Source organism: Chitinophaga sp. 10T418, from assembly GCF_056394125.1.
Genome location: NZ_JBFTHG010000005.1, coordinates 337,498 through 353,802, shown reverse-complemented (window position 1 = coordinate 353,802; position 16,305 = coordinate 337,498). Strand labels below are relative to the sequence as shown.

At 46.4% G+C, this 16,305-nt stretch carries 11 protein-coding genes; 5 read left to right on the top strand and 6 right to left on the bottom strand.

Annotated features, from left to right (window positions below; all coding sequences use genetic code 11):
* Positions 1–187 precede the first annotated feature (187 nt).
* Positions 188–3,685, top strand: coding sequence for an SGNH/GDSL hydrolase family protein (locus AC1DCV_RS16665; RefSeq protein WP_477024192.1), 3,498 nt, complete (start codon positions 188–190; stop codon positions 3,683–3,685).
* A 91-nt stretch (positions 3,686–3,776) separates the two neighbouring features.
* Here AC1DCV_RS16665 and AC1DCV_RS16660 read toward each other — a convergent pair whose 3' ends face one another.
* Positions 3,777–5,537, bottom strand: coding sequence for an ABC transporter ATP-binding protein (locus tag AC1DCV_RS16660; protein ID WP_477024191.1), 1,761 nt, complete (start codon positions 5,535–5,537; stop codon positions 3,777–3,779).
* 131 nt (positions 5,538–5,668) lie between these two features.
* On the opposite strand from AC1DCV_RS16660, the gene AC1DCV_RS16655 reads away from it, so the two are divergent.
* Positions 5,669–6,187 (top strand): DUF4251 domain-containing protein, encoded by a 519-nt coding sequence (locus AC1DCV_RS16655; protein WP_477024190.1) that lies wholly within the window; start codon positions 5,669–5,671, stop codon positions 6,185–6,187.
* Positions 6,188–6,243: 56 nt separating this feature from the next.
* Here the strand turns inward: AC1DCV_RS16655 and AC1DCV_RS16650 are convergent, their stop codons facing one another.
* The gene (locus AC1DCV_RS16650; protein ID WP_477024189.1) at positions 6,244–6,708 is read right to left on the bottom strand and encodes a GNAT family N-acetyltransferase; all 465 of its coding nucleotides are present in this window, start codon (positions 6,706–6,708) and stop codon (positions 6,244–6,246) included.
* Between the two features lie 58 nt (positions 6,709–6,766).
* On the opposite strand from AC1DCV_RS16650, the gene AC1DCV_RS16645 reads away from it, so the two are divergent.
* From AC1DCV_RS16645 to AC1DCV_RS16635, 3 genes are all read left to right on the top strand, one after another.
* Complete coding sequence (locus AC1DCV_RS16645) at positions 6,767–7,387, top strand: HAD family hydrolase (protein ID WP_477024188.1); 621 nt, start codon at positions 6,767–6,769, stop codon at positions 7,385–7,387.
* 423 nt (positions 7,388–7,810) lie between these two features.
* Positions 7,811–9,667, top strand: a complete 1,857-nt coding sequence (locus AC1DCV_RS16640) for a 3-keto-alpha-glucoside-1,2-lyase-like domain-containing protein (RefSeq protein WP_477024187.1) — start codon at positions 7,811–7,813, stop codon at positions 9,665–9,667.
* 21 nt (positions 9,668–9,688) lie between these two features.
* The gene (locus AC1DCV_RS16635) at positions 9,689–11,632 is read left to right on the top strand and encodes a hypothetical protein (protein WP_477024186.1); all 1,944 of its coding nucleotides are present in this window, start codon (positions 9,689–9,691) and stop codon (positions 11,630–11,632) included.
* Positions 11,633–11,739: 107 nt separating this feature from the next.
* Here the strand turns inward: AC1DCV_RS16635 and AC1DCV_RS16630 are convergent, their stop codons facing one another.
* The 4 genes from AC1DCV_RS16630 to AC1DCV_RS16615 form a co-directional block, all read right to left on the bottom strand.
* Positions 11,740–12,996, bottom strand: a complete 1,257-nt coding sequence (locus tag AC1DCV_RS16630) for an aminopeptidase P family protein (RefSeq protein ID WP_477024185.1) — start codon at positions 12,994–12,996, stop codon at positions 11,740–11,742.
* A 90-nt stretch (positions 12,997–13,086) separates the two neighbouring features.
* Entirely contained in the window at positions 13,087–13,893 is an 807-nt protein-coding gene (locus tag AC1DCV_RS16625; protein ID WP_477024184.1) for a DUF6597 domain-containing transcriptional factor, read from the bottom strand.
* Between the two features lie 268 nt (positions 13,894–14,161).
* Positions 14,162–14,857: a response regulator transcription factor gene (locus tag AC1DCV_RS16620; RefSeq protein WP_477024183.1), complete on the bottom strand. Its 696-nt coding sequence runs from the start codon at positions 14,855–14,857 to the stop codon at positions 14,162–14,164.
* Entirely contained in the window at positions 14,854–16,293 is a 1,440-nt protein-coding gene (locus AC1DCV_RS16615; RefSeq protein ID WP_477024182.1) for a sensor histidine kinase, read from the bottom strand. Before AC1DCV_RS16615 ends, AC1DCV_RS16620 begins: the two co-directional genes overlap by 4 nt.
* Positions 16,294–16,305 lie beyond the last annotated feature (12 nt).

The following is a 16,305-nucleotide window of genomic DNA, read 5'->3' as shown; positions in this document are numbered from 1 at the left end:
GCGTTATACGTGAAGTGCACAGGCAATTGGAACCATCCTTTTTATCATGTTGCAAGAAAATCCCGCACTGCACAAGTTCTGCAGCACTTTTATATTACTTTGATCCAAGAGTGAACGATCAGATTCAGTCCCTATACCGGATACCCCAAGTAGTATCAATTAACCCGGATCAATTAATCCCTTTTCCATGAAAAAATTTGTACTGTTAGCTTTACTGCTAATTGCAGCTAAGTATTGTTATCCTCAAAATTGCAGTAACCCATTGCGCATCGTTGTGCTGGGTTCTTCCACCGCATGGGGCAATGGGGTGCCCAGCCGCGACAGTGCCTGGACGTTCCGATTTGCACGTTATCTGAAAGCAAATCATCACCCTGCCGATACGGTGATCAACCTGGCAGTGGGCGGCTTTACCACACAAAATATACAGGCCACCGGTACACCACCTTACACTGTGTTGGGTACCACTTTTACGGTAGATGTAAATAAAAATATTACCCGTGCCATTGCGCTCCTGCCCGATGCCATTATTATCAACATCTCCAATGATGATGAGGGACGCGGCTTTCCTTTATCAGTACAGGTAGCTAATTTCCTGGCACTGAAACAAGTGGCCGCCCAGGCCAACATTCCGCTATGGGTTGCCACCACCCAACCACGCGATAATCTGGGTACTGCAGGCGCCGGTCACCTGCTGCAAATGAAAGATAGCATCACCTCCTATTTCGGCGATAAGGCGATCGACTTCTGGACAGGCCTGACCTCAGGGACGAATCAGATAGCGACTGCATATAGCGCCGGTGATGGTTTCCATTTCAACTCCGCCGGTCAACAAATATTATTTGACAGGGTGGTGGCCAAACAAATTCCACAGTTGCTTTGTACGCCTTCCACACCGCTATTTCAACTGACATCTTTTGCTGTCACTCCATGGAAAGATTCCTTACAGCTAAAATGGACGACTGCCCGGGAAGTGAAAAGCAAATATTTCGGAGTAGAACGAAGCACCGATTCCCTGAACTGGAGCCTGTTAAGCCAGGTCACGGCTGCCGGGAACAGTACTGCAAACAGGACCTATACCCTTACGGATGTAACGTTTCCCAAACTGCCAACCTATTACCGGTTGGATATGGTGGATTCAGCGGATGGTCACACCTATAGTGCAGGCCTGAAAGGGATACCTGATACGCTGTATTACACACCGTTCCGGCTGTCGGGTTTTATGCTGAATAGTCTGCCTGGTAAAATAAAACTGGACTGGACCACATTGCAGGAAAGTAATACACTAACGTTTACGGTAGAACGTAGTATAGACTCGCTCACCTGGACGGCTACCGGAAATGTAACAGCAGCGGGTAATACCACTACGCCACGGAATTATACCTATACAGATAATACGGCAACCCCTAACCAGCTTTATTTCTACCGGCTCAATATGGAAGCTACCGGGAGCAGGCATTCTTATAGTACAGTTCTAAAAGGGCAGGCCGCAAATATTCCTGCCAACTGCAGTAACCCGTTGCGGATCGTCGTGCTGGGCTCTTCCACTGCCTGGGGTAACGCACTTCCCAGCCGCGACAGCGCCTGGGCATTTCGTTTCGCGAGGTACCTGAAAGCAAATCATAACCCCGCCGACACGGTTATCAATCTGGCGGTGGGTGGCTATACCACGCAAAATATACAGGCCACCGGCACGCCGCCTTATACCGTGCTGGGCTCCACTTTTTCGGTAGATGTAAATAAAAATATCACCCGCGCTATTGGGTTGTTGCCCGATGCCATCATTATTAACATCTCCAATGATGATGAAGGACGCGGATTTCCTATATCTGTGCAGTTGGCTAACTTCCTCTCGCTCAGGCAGGTAGCGGCTCAGGCCAATATTCCATTATGGGTAGCTACCACCCAGCCACGGGATAACCTTGGTACTGCCGGCGCCAGTCACCTGAAGCAAATGAAAGACAGCATCACCTTCTATTTCGGGGATAAGGCCATCGACTTCTGGACTGGCCTTACTTCTGCTACCAATCAGATAGCTGCTGCATATAGTGCCGGCGATGGTTTCCATTTCAACTCCGCCGGTCAACAGATCCTCTTCGACAGAGTAGTGGCCAAACAAATCCCGCAAGTGCTTTGTGCGCCGTCTTCTACCGCTGCATTTCAATTGACTTCATTTGCCGTGAATCAATGGAAAGACTCACTACAGCTGAAATGGACGACTGCCCGGGAAGTAAAAAGCAAATATTTCGCGGTAGAACAAAGCACCGATTCCCTGAACTGGAGCCTGCTAACTCAGGTAACAGCGGCAGGAAACAGTGCCGCTAACAGGACGTATTCACTTATGGATGCGACTTATCCCAAACGGCCAAAGTATTACCGGCTGAACATGGTGGATTCTTCAGATGCGCATACTTATAGTGCAGGTGTGAAAGGCATTCCTGACACGCTCTACTACACGCCATTTCGCCTGTCAGCTTTTGCGCTGACCAGTTTGCCAGGTAAAATAAAACTGGACTGGAGTACGCTGCAGGAAAGTAATACGCTAACGTTTACGGTAGAACGCAGTACAGACTCCCTTACATGGACCGCCACCGGAAATGTGGGAGCGTCAGGTAATTCCACTATACTGCAGCATTATGCATTTACCGACAATACGGTAACAGTTAATCAGTTTTATTTCTACCGACTGAACATGATCGCAACCGGCAACAGGCACTTCTATAGTGCGGCGGTAAAAGGCAAAGCAGATAACATTTCTCCTAATTGTGGTAACCCACTGCGTATTGTTGTATTGGGATCCTCGACGGCATATGGTGATGGTTTGCCGACCCGCGACAGCGCCTGGACATTCCGTTTTGCACGTTATCTGAAAGCCAGTCACAACGCCGCAGATACGGTGATTAACCTGGCTATTGGAGGATACACTACGCAACACATTATGCCGGATGGTACACCACCTTATACTTCATTAGGTAATACTTTTTATGTAGATGTACAGCATAATATTACCAGGGCTCTTTCCCTGAATCCGGATGCCATCATTATCAATATGCCCACCAATGATGAAGCGCGTGGCTTTCCGCTGGCAAAACAAACAGCCAACTACCTGGCATTGAAACAACTGGCGGCACAGTCCAATGTTCCGCTGTGGGTAACTACCACACAGCCCCGCGGTAACCTGGGATATGATGCGGCCATCCGGTTGCGGCAAATGAGAGACACAATTATTGCTTACTTCGGGAATAAATCCATTGATTTTTATAATGGACTCGCTACCAGTATCGGATTTATTGTTCCTGCTTACAACAGTGGAGATGATGTGCATTTCAATTCGCTTGGGCAGAGTATACTGTTCGATAGAGTGGTGGCCGCAGACATCCCGGATTCCCTTTGTATGCCCGCTGCCATTGCCCGGGATAGTTATATGCTGCCGACTCCGAAAATGAGTAAAGCGGAAGAAGTGGCTGTAACCGGCATCAGACTATATCCTAACCCTGCCGGCGACTATGTGCTTTTACAGGGTATGGGAGGAAAAGTATATAAAGTGGAGATGTATACTACGCAAGGTGCGTTGGTATACCTGCAGGATAAAGCAACGGGTAATCGCCTGGATATAAGCCGGCTGAGACCAGGTATTTATTTTGTAGTCGTCAATAGCACACAACGTTTTAAGCTGGTGAAATTGTAAAAGGATAAAATTAAAAAACGTTCCGGTTGTTAAATGCAGCCGGAACGTTTTTTAATGTGTATGTAATACCCTTGTATATTGGGCGCCAGCACTATTTATTTTCCTGGTGCTTCCACAGCTCCTGGAACGCCTCGCTGTTATTGCGCAGGTAATGAAACGTTCCTTCTGCTACCACTCTTCCCCGGTTTAACACATAGATGTAATCGAACTGCGGGAGCAGGTGCAGTCGGTGCATGGCCGATATCACCGCTTTGTCAGCAAATGCTTCGAACATCTTATCGTAGATCATGGCCTCCGTTTTCGGATCTACGCTGCTGGTGGGTTCATCGAGCAGGATTACTTCACTGTCGCGTGCAGCCAGAATGCCACGTGCCAGTGCCAGTCGTTGTTTCTGTCCGCCGGAAAGGTTTACGCCTTTCTCACGTATGTCCGAAGCAAGGCCCTGCGGCAGCATGTCCACTACCTCTGAAAAATGAGCGCTTTCACATACCGACAGCACTTCTTCCTGTGAAAATGGTAGGCCCAGTGTGACATTATACTCGATGGTATTCTCAAATATTTCCGGCTCCTGTGGAAACAGTGTAACGCTTTCATTCAGGGTGGCTAACGGCAACGGACCTCCGTCTACCTGTAACACCGTGCTTTGTTCCGGTTCGTACAGTCCACGTAAGATGGCCAGCAGCGTACTTTTTCCACTACCGCTTTCTCCAATCAATGCTACCTTTTTTCCTTTTTCTATTAAGATATGCAGTTCATGTAAACTCTGGGGCGCATGCGCATCGTCATATGCTGCCAGGTGTGAAAAATTAAGGTCACTGATGGTGATCTTCTGCCAGTTGGCTGGTAATTCAGGTGCAGCATCCGGGCGATGGTGCAACGTATAGGCGTCGCTGATATTAGTGGCGGTTTCTACTGCTGTATTGAATTGTACTACATCGGTATACTGCCACGCCGCATCCTGGAATACGCTGGTGAATTGGTTTACATAACCCAGCAACATCACCAGTCCGGCTACCTGGAATACTTCACCGGGTACCCAGTGTTGGAAAATATAACCGATGGCAATGACGCAATAAATCAGTGCAATCACCATTTCGGCCACAAACCATTTCCATTCGTTGATCAGTGTATTCTTTCTGAAAGKGGGCCAGATGCGCTGCACTTTTGCCAGTAACCCGTTTTCCATGCTCTTTTCCAGTCGCAGGGTAATAACCGTCATGATATTGGAAAGACTGTCGAACAACGTAGCTGATACCACATGCTCCCGCTCATTCATCTCATTCAGCGTTTTGATGAACGGGCGGTCAAACCGGAGCAATAGCCACATGCACAGTACCCCCATCACAATACCTATGCTACCATACAAAGGAGAAAAGTATAACATGGCGATCATAGAAAAAACCAGTTTACATACGGCATGCAGGTACATAAATCCGCGCTCGAAAAATTCTTTCAGGGATTCGTACGCTTTACGTATGCGGTTAATAACCGAACCACTGTGGTTATCCTGGTGCCATTTTACGGGAAGGTGAAGAGCCTGGTGGTAACGCTCACGCAGGAAATTGCGGCTCAGGTTAAAGGCCAGCTGTCGTTCCATGATCCTGGCGGGGCCATGGAGGCACCATTCCACGAGCTTTAAGGCAAAATAGGCACCCGCATAGAGGAAGGCATATCGAGGTAGCTGGGCGGAGTCCTGTTGTATTTTGCCAATAAACCAGCCAAATAACACCGGGTTCAGCGAAAAGGTGATATTGGCCAGGAAAAACAATACATAGACCAGCAGGTATTTTTTACGTTCGTGCCGGGCATACTTCCAGGCGGTTTTCAGTAGAGAAATATAAGGGTTGGGCATGGCTCCGGTTTAATCATCTGCCCTAAAATTAAACTATTTAGCAGGAAAGTGCCAGCCGGCAGGTAAACAAAAATAGTAACCCGCTGTTATGGTACGATATTCGCATATCCTCAATCGTAAAATCTTACCATATGAAAAGGTTCTTTGTTTTAAAAACTTTCATGCTCCTGACGTTGACTGTTATGACCACCACCGGTCTTTTTGCCCAGAACACAAAAGCACAGAAAAAAGCAGAAAAGGTAGCGCAGATTAAATCACTGATCGATTCCCAGAATTATGTATTTGTGGCGCAGAATGCCTTCCCTATGAATGGCCGCATGCGTAGCATCACACCAGATTATAACGTTACCGTGTCCACTGATTCTATTGTGAGTTATCTTCCGTTTTTTGGCCGCGCTTATACCGCCGATTATGGCTCCACAAAATCGCCGCTGGACTTTAAAACCAAGTCCTTCGATTATTCCGCCAAGCCGGGTAAAAAAGACGGATGGTCTATTACCGTGAAGCCTAAAGACAATAAATCCGTGCAGTCTATGAACTTAACCGTTTCAAGCGAAGGTTATGCTTCCTTGCAGGTGACCAGTAATGACAGGTCCCCGATGAGTTTTAACGGTTATATAACAGAAAGAAAAGTTAAGAAAAGTAAATAGCGGATTTTCCGTTTAAAAAAGAAGAGCGAAGCCGGGAGGCTTCGCTCTTCTTTTTATCAGATGGTTTTTACCATTTCATAATTCGTTAACGCTACCTCTCCTAATTGTACCTGCTGTGTGGCGATCACCTTAAATCCCTGTTTTTCGAAGAACGGTCTGGCAGTAATGCTCACATAAGCTGTCAGTGTTGATACTCCCAGTTCCGCTGCCTTTGTATAGATCTGCTGTATTAATAGCCTGGCAATACCCTGTCCCTGGTAATCTTTGTGCACATACATCATGTCCAGCTCTCCATCATTTTCCAGGGAAGAAAAACCTGTAATTACATTATCTGCGGTAACTGCTACATAAAAGTATTGTTCCTGTATTTTATTTTCGAGAGAAGTAATTCTTTCCCCGGTGGCTGCCCATGCACTTATTTGTTCCGGGTTATAATGCCGGCTGTTGATATGCGTGATAGTGCCCTGGTACAGGTTTTTAAGGGAAGGTATATCTTGCAGGGTGGCCAGACGTATTTGCATATTGATCTTTTAATGCAAGGATAACGTTATTTTAGTGACGCAATAAATTTTTATCGTGATGGCTAACCATGCAAATATTACCACCTTATTCCTCGATATCGGAGGCGTACTACTCACCAATGGCTGGGACAGAGCTGCCCGCAAGCTGGCTGTTCAAACTTATGGTTTGGATGCGCTGGAGATGGAAGAACGGCATCACCTGACCTTTGATACGTATGAGGAAGGTAAACTTACCCTGGATGAATACCTGAGCCGGGTGGTGTTTTATGAAGACCGCTCTTTTACCCGTCAGCAGTTCCGTGAATTTATGTTTGCTCAGTCGGCCCCATATCCGGAGATGCTGGAGATGGTGACACAACTGAAGGCAAAGTATAAACTGAAGATTGCTATCGTTAATAATGAAGGTCGGGAGCTGAATGAACACCGGATCCGGCACTTTAATATCAGCAGTTTCGTAGACTTCTACATTTCTTCCTGCTTTGTACATTTCCGTAAACCGGACGCCGATATCTATAAAATCGCGCTGGATATTGCGCAGGTGAAACCGGGTGAAGTGGTGTACCTGGAAGACCGGTCCATGTTTGTAGATGTGGCAAATGGATTGGGCATAAATGGTATTTGTCATACTGATTATGAAAGCACGCGCAGGAAGCTGGAAGCTTTCGGGCTAACATTGTAACAGGGGAGGCAAGGTACTACGCAGGGAGCGGCCACTACAGACGTATGTACCATTTATTATTGACGGAGAATGACTTTATTTATAAGAGATGTAGCGAAATGTAAATGAATGGTAAAGGGTTCATGTACATTTCGCTACATCTTTTTAAAATATATTAAAATCTATAAAAAATAAAAGCATAGTCAATTTGTACTCTTTTTTTACCGTTGGTGTAATTTTTTAACCCTTGCTACCTACTTTGTTACAATTAATTTCTATTTTGTTGGCATGATTCAAATTTAGCACAGTTCCACGTTTTAGCGGTAGTTGATAATTTAAATTTCATTAACAATTGGGGTTACCTGTATAAAAGAAATGATGCACCGGCCAGAAGGCTAAATGCATTTAGCAATCAATGTAAACTTTTTAAAAAAATCCAGATCTATGCTTAGATGGAACAAGTTCCGTCCAAAGTTAAAACAGTTAGGTGTGTACGACCGGAGAACTTTGGTATTGATTTTAAGTATTGGCAGTTGTCAACAGATGATGGCACAGAACAAATTGCCATTAACAGATTTATCTGCATTTCAGCAGCCCGCCAGCAACTGGCGTATAGCCGGTGGCGTTAAAGCAGACCTGCAGCAGAACAACCTGCTGGAAACCAGTGCCGGTACAGGCATCCTGGTAAATCAGCCGGATAAAAAAAATCAGGTAGATCTTTACAGCACGTTACAACATGGTGACCTGGACCTGGAACTCGATTACCTGATGGCCAAAGGTTCCAATTCCGGTATCTATTTACAGGGAAGATATGAGATCCAGTTGCTCGACAGCTGGGGCACCACTGCACCACGCGCATCCGATAACGGTGGCATCTACGAACGCTGGAATGACAGCAAACCGGAAGGACAGCAAGGCTATGATGGCCATGCGCCACGCCAGAATGCAAGTCGTGCACCCGGTTTATGGCAGCACATGAAAATTGCTTTCCAGGCTCCCCGCTTTGATGCAGCCGGTAATAAAATTGCCGATGCAGTGGTCCTGAAGCTGGAACTGAATGGTGTAACCATCCAGGAAAATGTAGTACTTTCTGGTCCTACACGTGGCGCTATGCAAAATAATGAAGTAGCCTCCGGACCACTCCGCATACAGGGAGATCACGGCCTCGTAGCATTCAGAAATATTGTGATCAACAACTACAACGCTCCGAAACCAACACTGCAGGACGTGAAGTACAGTGTATATAAAGGCCGGTTCGACAAACAACCAGACTTTGCTACACTGAAGCCACTTGCTACCGGCACTGCCGCACAACTGACCTCCAATGTGACAGGCTTACCGGATAATGAATTCCTGGTGCGTTATACCGCTACATTATCCATAAAAACGGCCGGCAAATATGGCTTTAACCTCCATACCTCCGGTGGTCCGGGTTTACTGAAGGTAAATAACCAGGCAGTGATCAATCCACATGGATGGGATGGTAATGGTACTATTGACCTGCAGCCAGGAGACTATCCGGTGGAAGTGCTATATGCTAAAAACACCGATTGGGCAAAGGCTTCACTGACCTTGTCCGTAAAAGAAGCAGGTATCCGCGAATTTGTGATCAGCGATACCAATGTACCGGTAGATGATCCTACAGATCCTATCCTGGTAACAGCTAACGAAAACACCGTATTGCGCAGCTTTATGGATGTTCGTGGTGGTAAACGCGTGGTACATGCAGTATCAGTAGGTAGTCCTGCTAAAGTGCATTACACCTATGATATGGACAATGGCGCACCTTTCCAGGTATGGCGCGGCGAATTCCTCAACACCACCCCGATGTGGCATGACCGTGGCGATGGTTCTTCCCGTCCTATGGGTACAGTACAGGTGCTGACCAACCAGCCTTCACTGGCCATTGAGAAACTGGTCAGCAAAGAAGCTGCGTGGAGTTCAGATACTACCGGTACAGGCTTCCGTCCAACTGGTTACGCACTCGATGAAAACGGCAAACCGACTTTCCATTATAATGTTTATGGTACCGCTGTAACAGACGACATCAGCGTGCTGCCGGAAAATCAGGGTATTCACCGTACCGTTACAGTACAACAACCTGCGGCCGACCTGTATCTGCGTATAGCCGTTGGAGATAGTATAGAACAGGTATCTCCGGGTTTATATGTGATCGGTGATAAATCTTATTATGTGAAGATGGACGATACTAAGGCGAATCCCATCATCCGCAACCAGAACGGCCGCGCAGAGCTGATAGTGCCGGTACAGGCTAAAACAGGTTATGCGGTTATCTTCTAAGCAGCAATACTAATGACTATTATGAAACTGAATTATAAAAGAATTACAGCAGGAATAGCCGCAGGTATGTTCCTGATGACGACTGCTATCACTTCTGTAAAAGCACAGGAATCTCCTAAGGAAGAGGACTTTTTCCGCATTGCGCGTATCAGTTCACCGGAAGGGACCCTGCTGGAAGTAGGTGGTTTATGTACCCTGCCAAACGGCGACCTTGGCGTAGCTACCCGCCGTGGCGATATTTTTATTGTAGAGAATCCAACCAGCAACAAACCATACTTCAGAAAAGTAGCTTCCGGGCTGCATGAAGTACTGGGACTGGCTTACAAGAATGGTTCCCTCTACTGTGCACAACGCGGTGAACTGACCAAAATGACCGATACCAATATGGACGGTAAAATGGACCTGTTCGAAACCGTATACTCCTGGCCTTTATCCGGTCACTATCATGAATACAGCTTTGGTCCCGTACTGGGCCCGGATGGCTCTTTCTTTGTATCCGGCAACGTAGCCTTCGGTGACGAAGAGTGGTGGCGTGGTGAAAGCCGCGTTCCCTGGAGAGGCTGGATGATGCACATTACCGAAGATGGTAAAATGGAACCATGGGCAACCGGTTTCCGTTCTCCCTGCGGTTTAGGTACCATCGATGGTGAACTGTTTTACACAGAAAACCAGGGCGACTGGATGGGTTCCGGTGGACTCACCCATGTAAAGAAAGGTAGCTTTGTAGGCCACCCTGCCGGTTTACGCTGGACAGGTATGCCTAACTCTCCTGTTAAGTTGACTACAGAAGAACTGTATAGCAAAGTGGATCCCCGTTATCGCAAAGATGCCAATGGCAATGCGATCAAACCCGAGAACGTAGAAAACGAAAAGTTTGTGACGCTGTTTGATATGAAGAAATATTTTCCTGAAGTACAGTTGCCCGCAGTATGGCTGCCACACGGTGTTTTAGGAATCTCCAACTCACAGCTTACTACAATTCCGGATGGCGCTTTTGGTCCTTTTGCGAAACAGGTGTTGATCGGTGACCAGGGACAAAGCAAAATCATGCGCGTGTACCTGGAAAAAGTAAAAGGCGAATACCAGGGTGCTGCCTGGGATTTCAGAAGCGGCTTTCAGTCTGGCGTATTGCGCCTGGCCTGGGGTAAAGATGGTTCCCTCTTTGTAGGTGAAACCAACCGTGGATGGGGTTCTGCCGGTGATGCCAACCAGGGCCTTCAACGCCTTGTATGGAACAACCGCGTTCCTTTTGAAATGAGAACCGTTAGTGCTATGCCGGATGGTTTTGAAATCACTTTCACGCAACCGGTAGACAAGAAGTATGCAGAAGATATCGCTTCCTATAATGTAGAAAGCTTTATCTACAAATATCATCCCGTGTATGGCAGCCCTACTGTTAACTCAGAAAAGCTGACCATCAAAGGTGTACAGGTATCTCCTGATGGTATGAAAGTACGCCTGGTGATCGATGGTCTGCGTCAGTACTATATTCACAAACTGAGTCTGAATGGTATCCGTACCACCGAAAGATCATACTCACTTGTACACCCGGATGTATACTATACGCTGAATAATATTCCTGACGGAGATAAGCTGCCGGTATCTGCATTGAGCACCAAAAACTCTGCTAACAAACCAGCTACCACTGCTACGAAAGTGGCTGATGCAAAAGCTGCATCTACCGCCGCTACACCAGCAACAGCTAAACCATTGACTTACGAACAGGTAAAACCATTGCTGAATAAATATACCTGCTCTTCCTGTCATAATCCTGACAAGAAACAAGTAGGCCCTGGTTTTAAAGAAGTAGCCAAAAGGAATTATTCAGTGGCGAAAATATTGGCACTGATCAAAAATCCTAAGCCGGAAAACTGGCTTGGATATGCCACTCCAATGCCTCCTTTCCCACAGGTGCCACAGGCCGATGCGGTGAAAATTGCCACCTGGATCAACTCGCTGAAGTAAGCTGTTAGCCATTAGCTTTTAGCTTTTAGCAAAATGCCACGGAGAGAAACATATATACTATGTTCTCCGTGGCATTTTGCTAAAAGCTAAAAGCTAATGGCTAACAGCTAATTCATTATTTCTTCAATTTCTTCCGCTTCGATCGGAATAGTTGCCATCAGATCTTCATACCCATCTGCGGTAACGAGCAGATTGTTTTCTATTCTTACTCCAATTCCTTCTTCTGCATTATAAATGCCAGGTTCGTTGGTAATCACGGCGCCTACTGGCATTGGCTCATGGAAATAACCGGCATCATGTACATCCAGACCTATAAAGTGTGAAACGTTATGGTAGCTGTATTTCTGCAGATAGAAAGCAGCCCCGTTTTTCCGGATGTCATCCGGAGTGCATAAACCCAATTGACACAGCGCTTCCAGGATCAGCTCATTGGAAGCCTGCCATAAGTCTAACAACGGTATACCGGCACGCACATGTTGCCGCAGTTGTTGGTGCACCTGTAATACCGCATCATAATAAGCGCGTTGCCGGGGCGTGTAACGGCCATTGACAGGGATGGTGCGGGTAAGGTCTGCATTGTAAAGATCCTGACTGGCAGCGGCATCTATCAATACCAGGTCGCCGTCTTTGCCAGCTTTTTCATTTGCACGGTAGTGTAATATGCAGGTATCTGCCCCAAAAGCTACTACAGGTTTATAATCCGCCCAGGTGGTATGTTGCTGCATGTATTCATGAATCAGTTCCGCTGCAATCTGGTAGCCGGTTTTGCCGGGCTTTACAAATTTTAGTAATCGCCGGAAACCCGCTTCCGTGACGTTGCAAGCCTTGCGCAGTAATACAATTTCTTCCGGTGTTTTGGCCATGCGTTGTCTTGCCAGCAAGGGATACAGCCGGTCATATTCATGCAGGGGAAATAAATTTTTACAGGTTAGCAGTAGCCTGTCTTCCCTGGTCTGGGTTTCATTTTCTGAGCGGGCGTGTTCATTGGAATGCAGTAGTATGCGGCGACAAAGTGGTATTACTTTCTTCATCACAGTCCAGAACTCATCGGTATAAAAAATAGTAGCGATACCCGACAGCGTGGCGGCGGCTTCTTTATCGATAGTATGTCCCAGCCACTTTACGAAGAGCTGGTCGGTGCGTTTGATAAAAAGTATTTCCCTCAGGGCCACATCCGGATGGCTGGGACAAAGTACCAGCATGGCATCTTCTTCTTTGATACCACTGAGATAGTACAGATTTACGTTCGGGAAATACTGCATGGTGCCATCTCCATTGGTAGGCATAGTATCGTTGGCCGTCAGAATAGCGACTGCATCTGCGGGAAACTGGCTGACCAGTCTTTTGCGCTGATTAGAAAACATAGTGGAATGCTTTTATTGCGTAACAAACTTAAAGGGCAGGGAGGAAGGAGTTGGTGTAAAAATGCGACAGTTTTCGCGACAAGGGATTGTTTAGAACCTGACGGCGGACCGCTGCCGCCAGTCTTTGCGGAAATGCGAGAAATCATGATAACCCAGTGCTTCCCAGTCGGCCTTATAGCCGTATTGTACGTATTGTGTGACCGCCTCACGGAATCGCAGAATAGACAAGCACTGTTTTGGGTTGATATCCAGCGAAGTAGTAAAATATCGTTCCAGTGTGCGGGGAGAGAGATAGAGTAATGCTGCCAGTTTCTTTAGCTGGTAGCCGGATTGCAGCAATGCCGGTCCGTTGAGAGATTGCTGTACATAGCGGAAATGCCTGCCGGATGCGGGTAATGGCGCCTGGCTACGCAGAAATTCATCCAGCAATACTTTAATGCGGTCAGGGTCAGCGGCGTCGTACACGGCTGATTCCAGCCGGGGGAGATGTTGCAGCGCATCTCCGGCTGGCAGCGTCTTCCCATTGATCTCTGCGCCTTTGATATGAAAAAGGTAGTTAAGAGAGGCTGGTTTAAACTTGATACCTACCAGGTAGTTATTAAAAAGATGCCGGTAAGCCACAGCTGTAGGGCGATAGCCGATTAATTCACTTTGGGCGCTGGTATGCAGCCACCTGTTTTGGGCATCATACATTTCAAAAGGAGCGCCCAGGTTTAGTACCAGTGAAGAACACATGTTGGCGAGCAGTAATTCCCTGAATTCCTGTTGCTGCAGGGCGGGTTGGCGTAAGTCCAGCAGCCAGTAATACACCACATGTTCCGACAGATCAGCGGCCGGCGGCATGAACCGGTACTGACTGGAAAAATATTGCTGGTCTATTAATTCAATGGCTTGCATGATAACTGGCGTAATGGTACAGCAAATTACAAATAAGCAGTGATTAATATTTCAGGAAGCCGGGGTGAACTTTTTCAGGCAACACCTGTTAACTATGTATGACTATGAAAAACACTATTGCAGCGGCTAACCCTCCTGTACTTGTTTTTCCCCTGATATTACTTTTTAAAATAATCAAGATACGGTTGATAAACAGGCATAGCATCTTGTATGGTTCAAGATGTGCAGGGGCGGGCCCTTGAGCGATGTAGCGCCCGCCCTTTTTTTCTTAGGTAAGATTAAACATAAACCCGATACCATAAATATTGCGGATGCTGATATTTTCATTGCCCTGGAAGTATTTGCGGAAGCGGGATACAAAAACATCCAGACTTCTCCCTACAAAGTAATCATTGGCGCCCCATACCTGGTGGAGTATATCTTCCCGCCGGATCACTTTATTACTGTTGTGATAGAAGTGCAACAGCAGATCACTTTCCAATGGTGTCAGAATAGTTTCTTTACCATTGGGTGCTACCAGTTTAAGTGAATCTTTATGAAAGCGCATGCCGCCCAATTCAATGGCATTCACTTTGGCGATGCTGTTTACAACCTGGTTTCGTTTAAGAATATTTTTTATTCGCAACACCAATTCATCTACATCAAAGGGTTTTACAATGTAGTCGTCTGCACCGATCTTCAGACCATATAAACGGTCTTTCTTTTCACCACGCGCGGTGAGAAAAAGGAAAGGTACATTAGGCTGTATTTTCATGATGCGCTGTGCAAATTCAAAACCATCCATTTCGGGAAGGTTAATATCTATCAATATGATATGCCAGGCCTGTGGCGTAGCAGTAAAGGCCTCCAATGCAGCCTGACCGTTTTGTTGCCAGTCAACCGCAAAGTCCATCAGCTCCAGGTATTGTTTCACTACATTACCGAGGTCTGTTTCATCTTCTACCAGCAGAATGTGATGTTTCATGTGATGATGTTTTTTGTAGGTATGCTAATTGTAAAAGTACTGCCAGCTCCCGGCTCGCTGTAGACCCTGATTTTCCAGCCATGCGTATCAACGCATTGCTTTACATAGTAGAGCCCCAGTCCTAAACCCTTGGTGGGTTTGGAAAGCCGGGGTTGATGGCGGTAGAATTTTTCAAAAATATGGCGCTGGGTATTGGCATCCATACCAATACCATTATCTTGTATGATCAGGTCCAGTCCTTCTTTTTGCTGCAGAACGCTCAGCATAATTTCTTTCTGTGTATGATCATTATACTTCACGGCATTGTCCAGGATGTTTTGCAGGAGTGTCGTAAAATGAAATGTATCTGCTTCAATGCTGGCCGGAAAATTTTGTTTGTTAAAGGTGAAGCGGATGGCCTGGTTGGTGGTATTAAGACTGTATACCGCCAGTATTTCCGTGATCAGTTCCTGTAGATCATTCGGGGTCCGTTTGAGTTGCAGCTTTTCTGTGGCGGCAATGTTAATCACCTTTTCTACCAGTAGTTTCAGGCGTTCTGCCTGCCGGTGAATGATCACAGACAAAGCGGTAACACTCTGTTTATTGTCCAGTGTTTTTTCGTTCTGTATATTTTTATTGGCTACAATAATAGCAGTAATAGGTGTATTAAATTCGTGGGTAATATTATTGATGAAGTCCGACTTCATATCCGACAAATGTTTTTGCCTGATCCATTTATGCAGGGTAATACCAAAGAGGGTAATCACTGCCAGGAGCGTGAGTATGCCGGGTAGAATGGTATATCTCATTTGTTGCAGTACCAGGGTACGGCGGTTATATGGGTCTGCATAAAAAGAAAAGGAGAGTGAATAAGAATAGGGCAGGGGAGAATTGGCTACCAATGAGGAGGCTGCACTGCTTTCACTCAGTTGTTGCAGGTTACCACAAATATATAAACCCATTTCCGACTGGTGGGCAGCCGGGATGAGTGGATATTTTTTAAACCGGTTATAGAGGTTCACATACTGGTTGTCTTTGAATTTAATGTCCAGGCGGTGGATGCAGAGTGCATAGAGCAGGGAATCCTGGATGCCATCCTTTACTTTGATAGCTTTCAGCAGACTGTCAGCATTTTCATGTTTTACTAATTCATGAACAATGTTGTTCACCAGGTGCTGGGCGGCAGTATCAAAGCTTTGCGGATTGGTTTTATACAAATTTTCCAGGTAAGCATATTGCGGTATAATAATACTGTCGAGCAATGGCTGCCCGCCCGGAAATAGTTTATCGTTGGCGATCGCCAGGTTATATGCTTCACCTATCCTGCCTTTTTCCACGTAGTTAAAGCGACTGTCGAGCAGCTGATAGGTATTGTATATCAGGAAGAACTGTACAATGGCCAATGCCACGATACATATAACTGCTGTCAGGATATACAGCTTGATGGAATGCCTCATTTCCTGCGTTAT

What these genes read in the sequence shown, in the direction of transcription:
- AC1DCV_RS16665 (WP_477024192.1), top strand. Translation starts at nt 188, where the DNA reads ATGAAAAAATTTGTACTGTTAGCTTTACTGCTAATTGCAGCTAAGTAT.
- AC1DCV_RS16655 (WP_477024190.1), top strand. Translation starts at nt 5,669, where the DNA reads ATGAAAAGGTTCTTTGTTTTAAAAACTTTCATGCTCCTGACGTTGACT.
- AC1DCV_RS16650 (WP_477024189.1), bottom strand. Translation starts at nt 6,708, where the DNA reads ATGCAAATACGTCTGGCCACCCTGCAAGATATACCTTCCCTTAAAAAC.
- AC1DCV_RS16645 (WP_477024188.1), top strand. Translation starts at nt 6,767, where the DNA reads ATGGCTAACCATGCAAATATTACCACCTTATTCCTCGATATCGGAGGC.
- AC1DCV_RS16640 (WP_477024187.1), top strand. Translation starts at nt 7,811, where the DNA reads ATGCTTAGATGGAACAAGTTCCGTCCAAAGTTAAAACAGTTAGGTGTG.
- AC1DCV_RS16635 (WP_477024186.1), top strand. Translation starts at nt 9,689, where the DNA reads ATGAAACTGAATTATAAAAGAATTACAGCAGGAATAGCCGCAGGTATG.
- AC1DCV_RS16630 (WP_477024185.1), bottom strand. Translation starts at nt 12,996, where the DNA reads ATGTTTTCTAATCAGCGCAAAAGACTGGTCAGCCAGTTTCCCGCAGAT.
- AC1DCV_RS16625 (WP_477024184.1), bottom strand. Translation starts at nt 13,893, where the DNA reads ATGCAAGCCATTGAATTAATAGACCAGCAATATTTTTCCAGTCAGTAC.
- AC1DCV_RS16620 (WP_477024183.1), bottom strand. Translation starts at nt 14,857, where the DNA reads ATGAAACATCACATTCTGCTGGTAGAAGATGAAACAGACCTCGGTAAT.
- AC1DCV_RS16615 (WP_477024182.1), bottom strand. Translation starts at nt 16,293, where the DNA reads ATGAGGCATTCCATCAAGCTGTATATCCTGACAGCAGTTATATGTATC.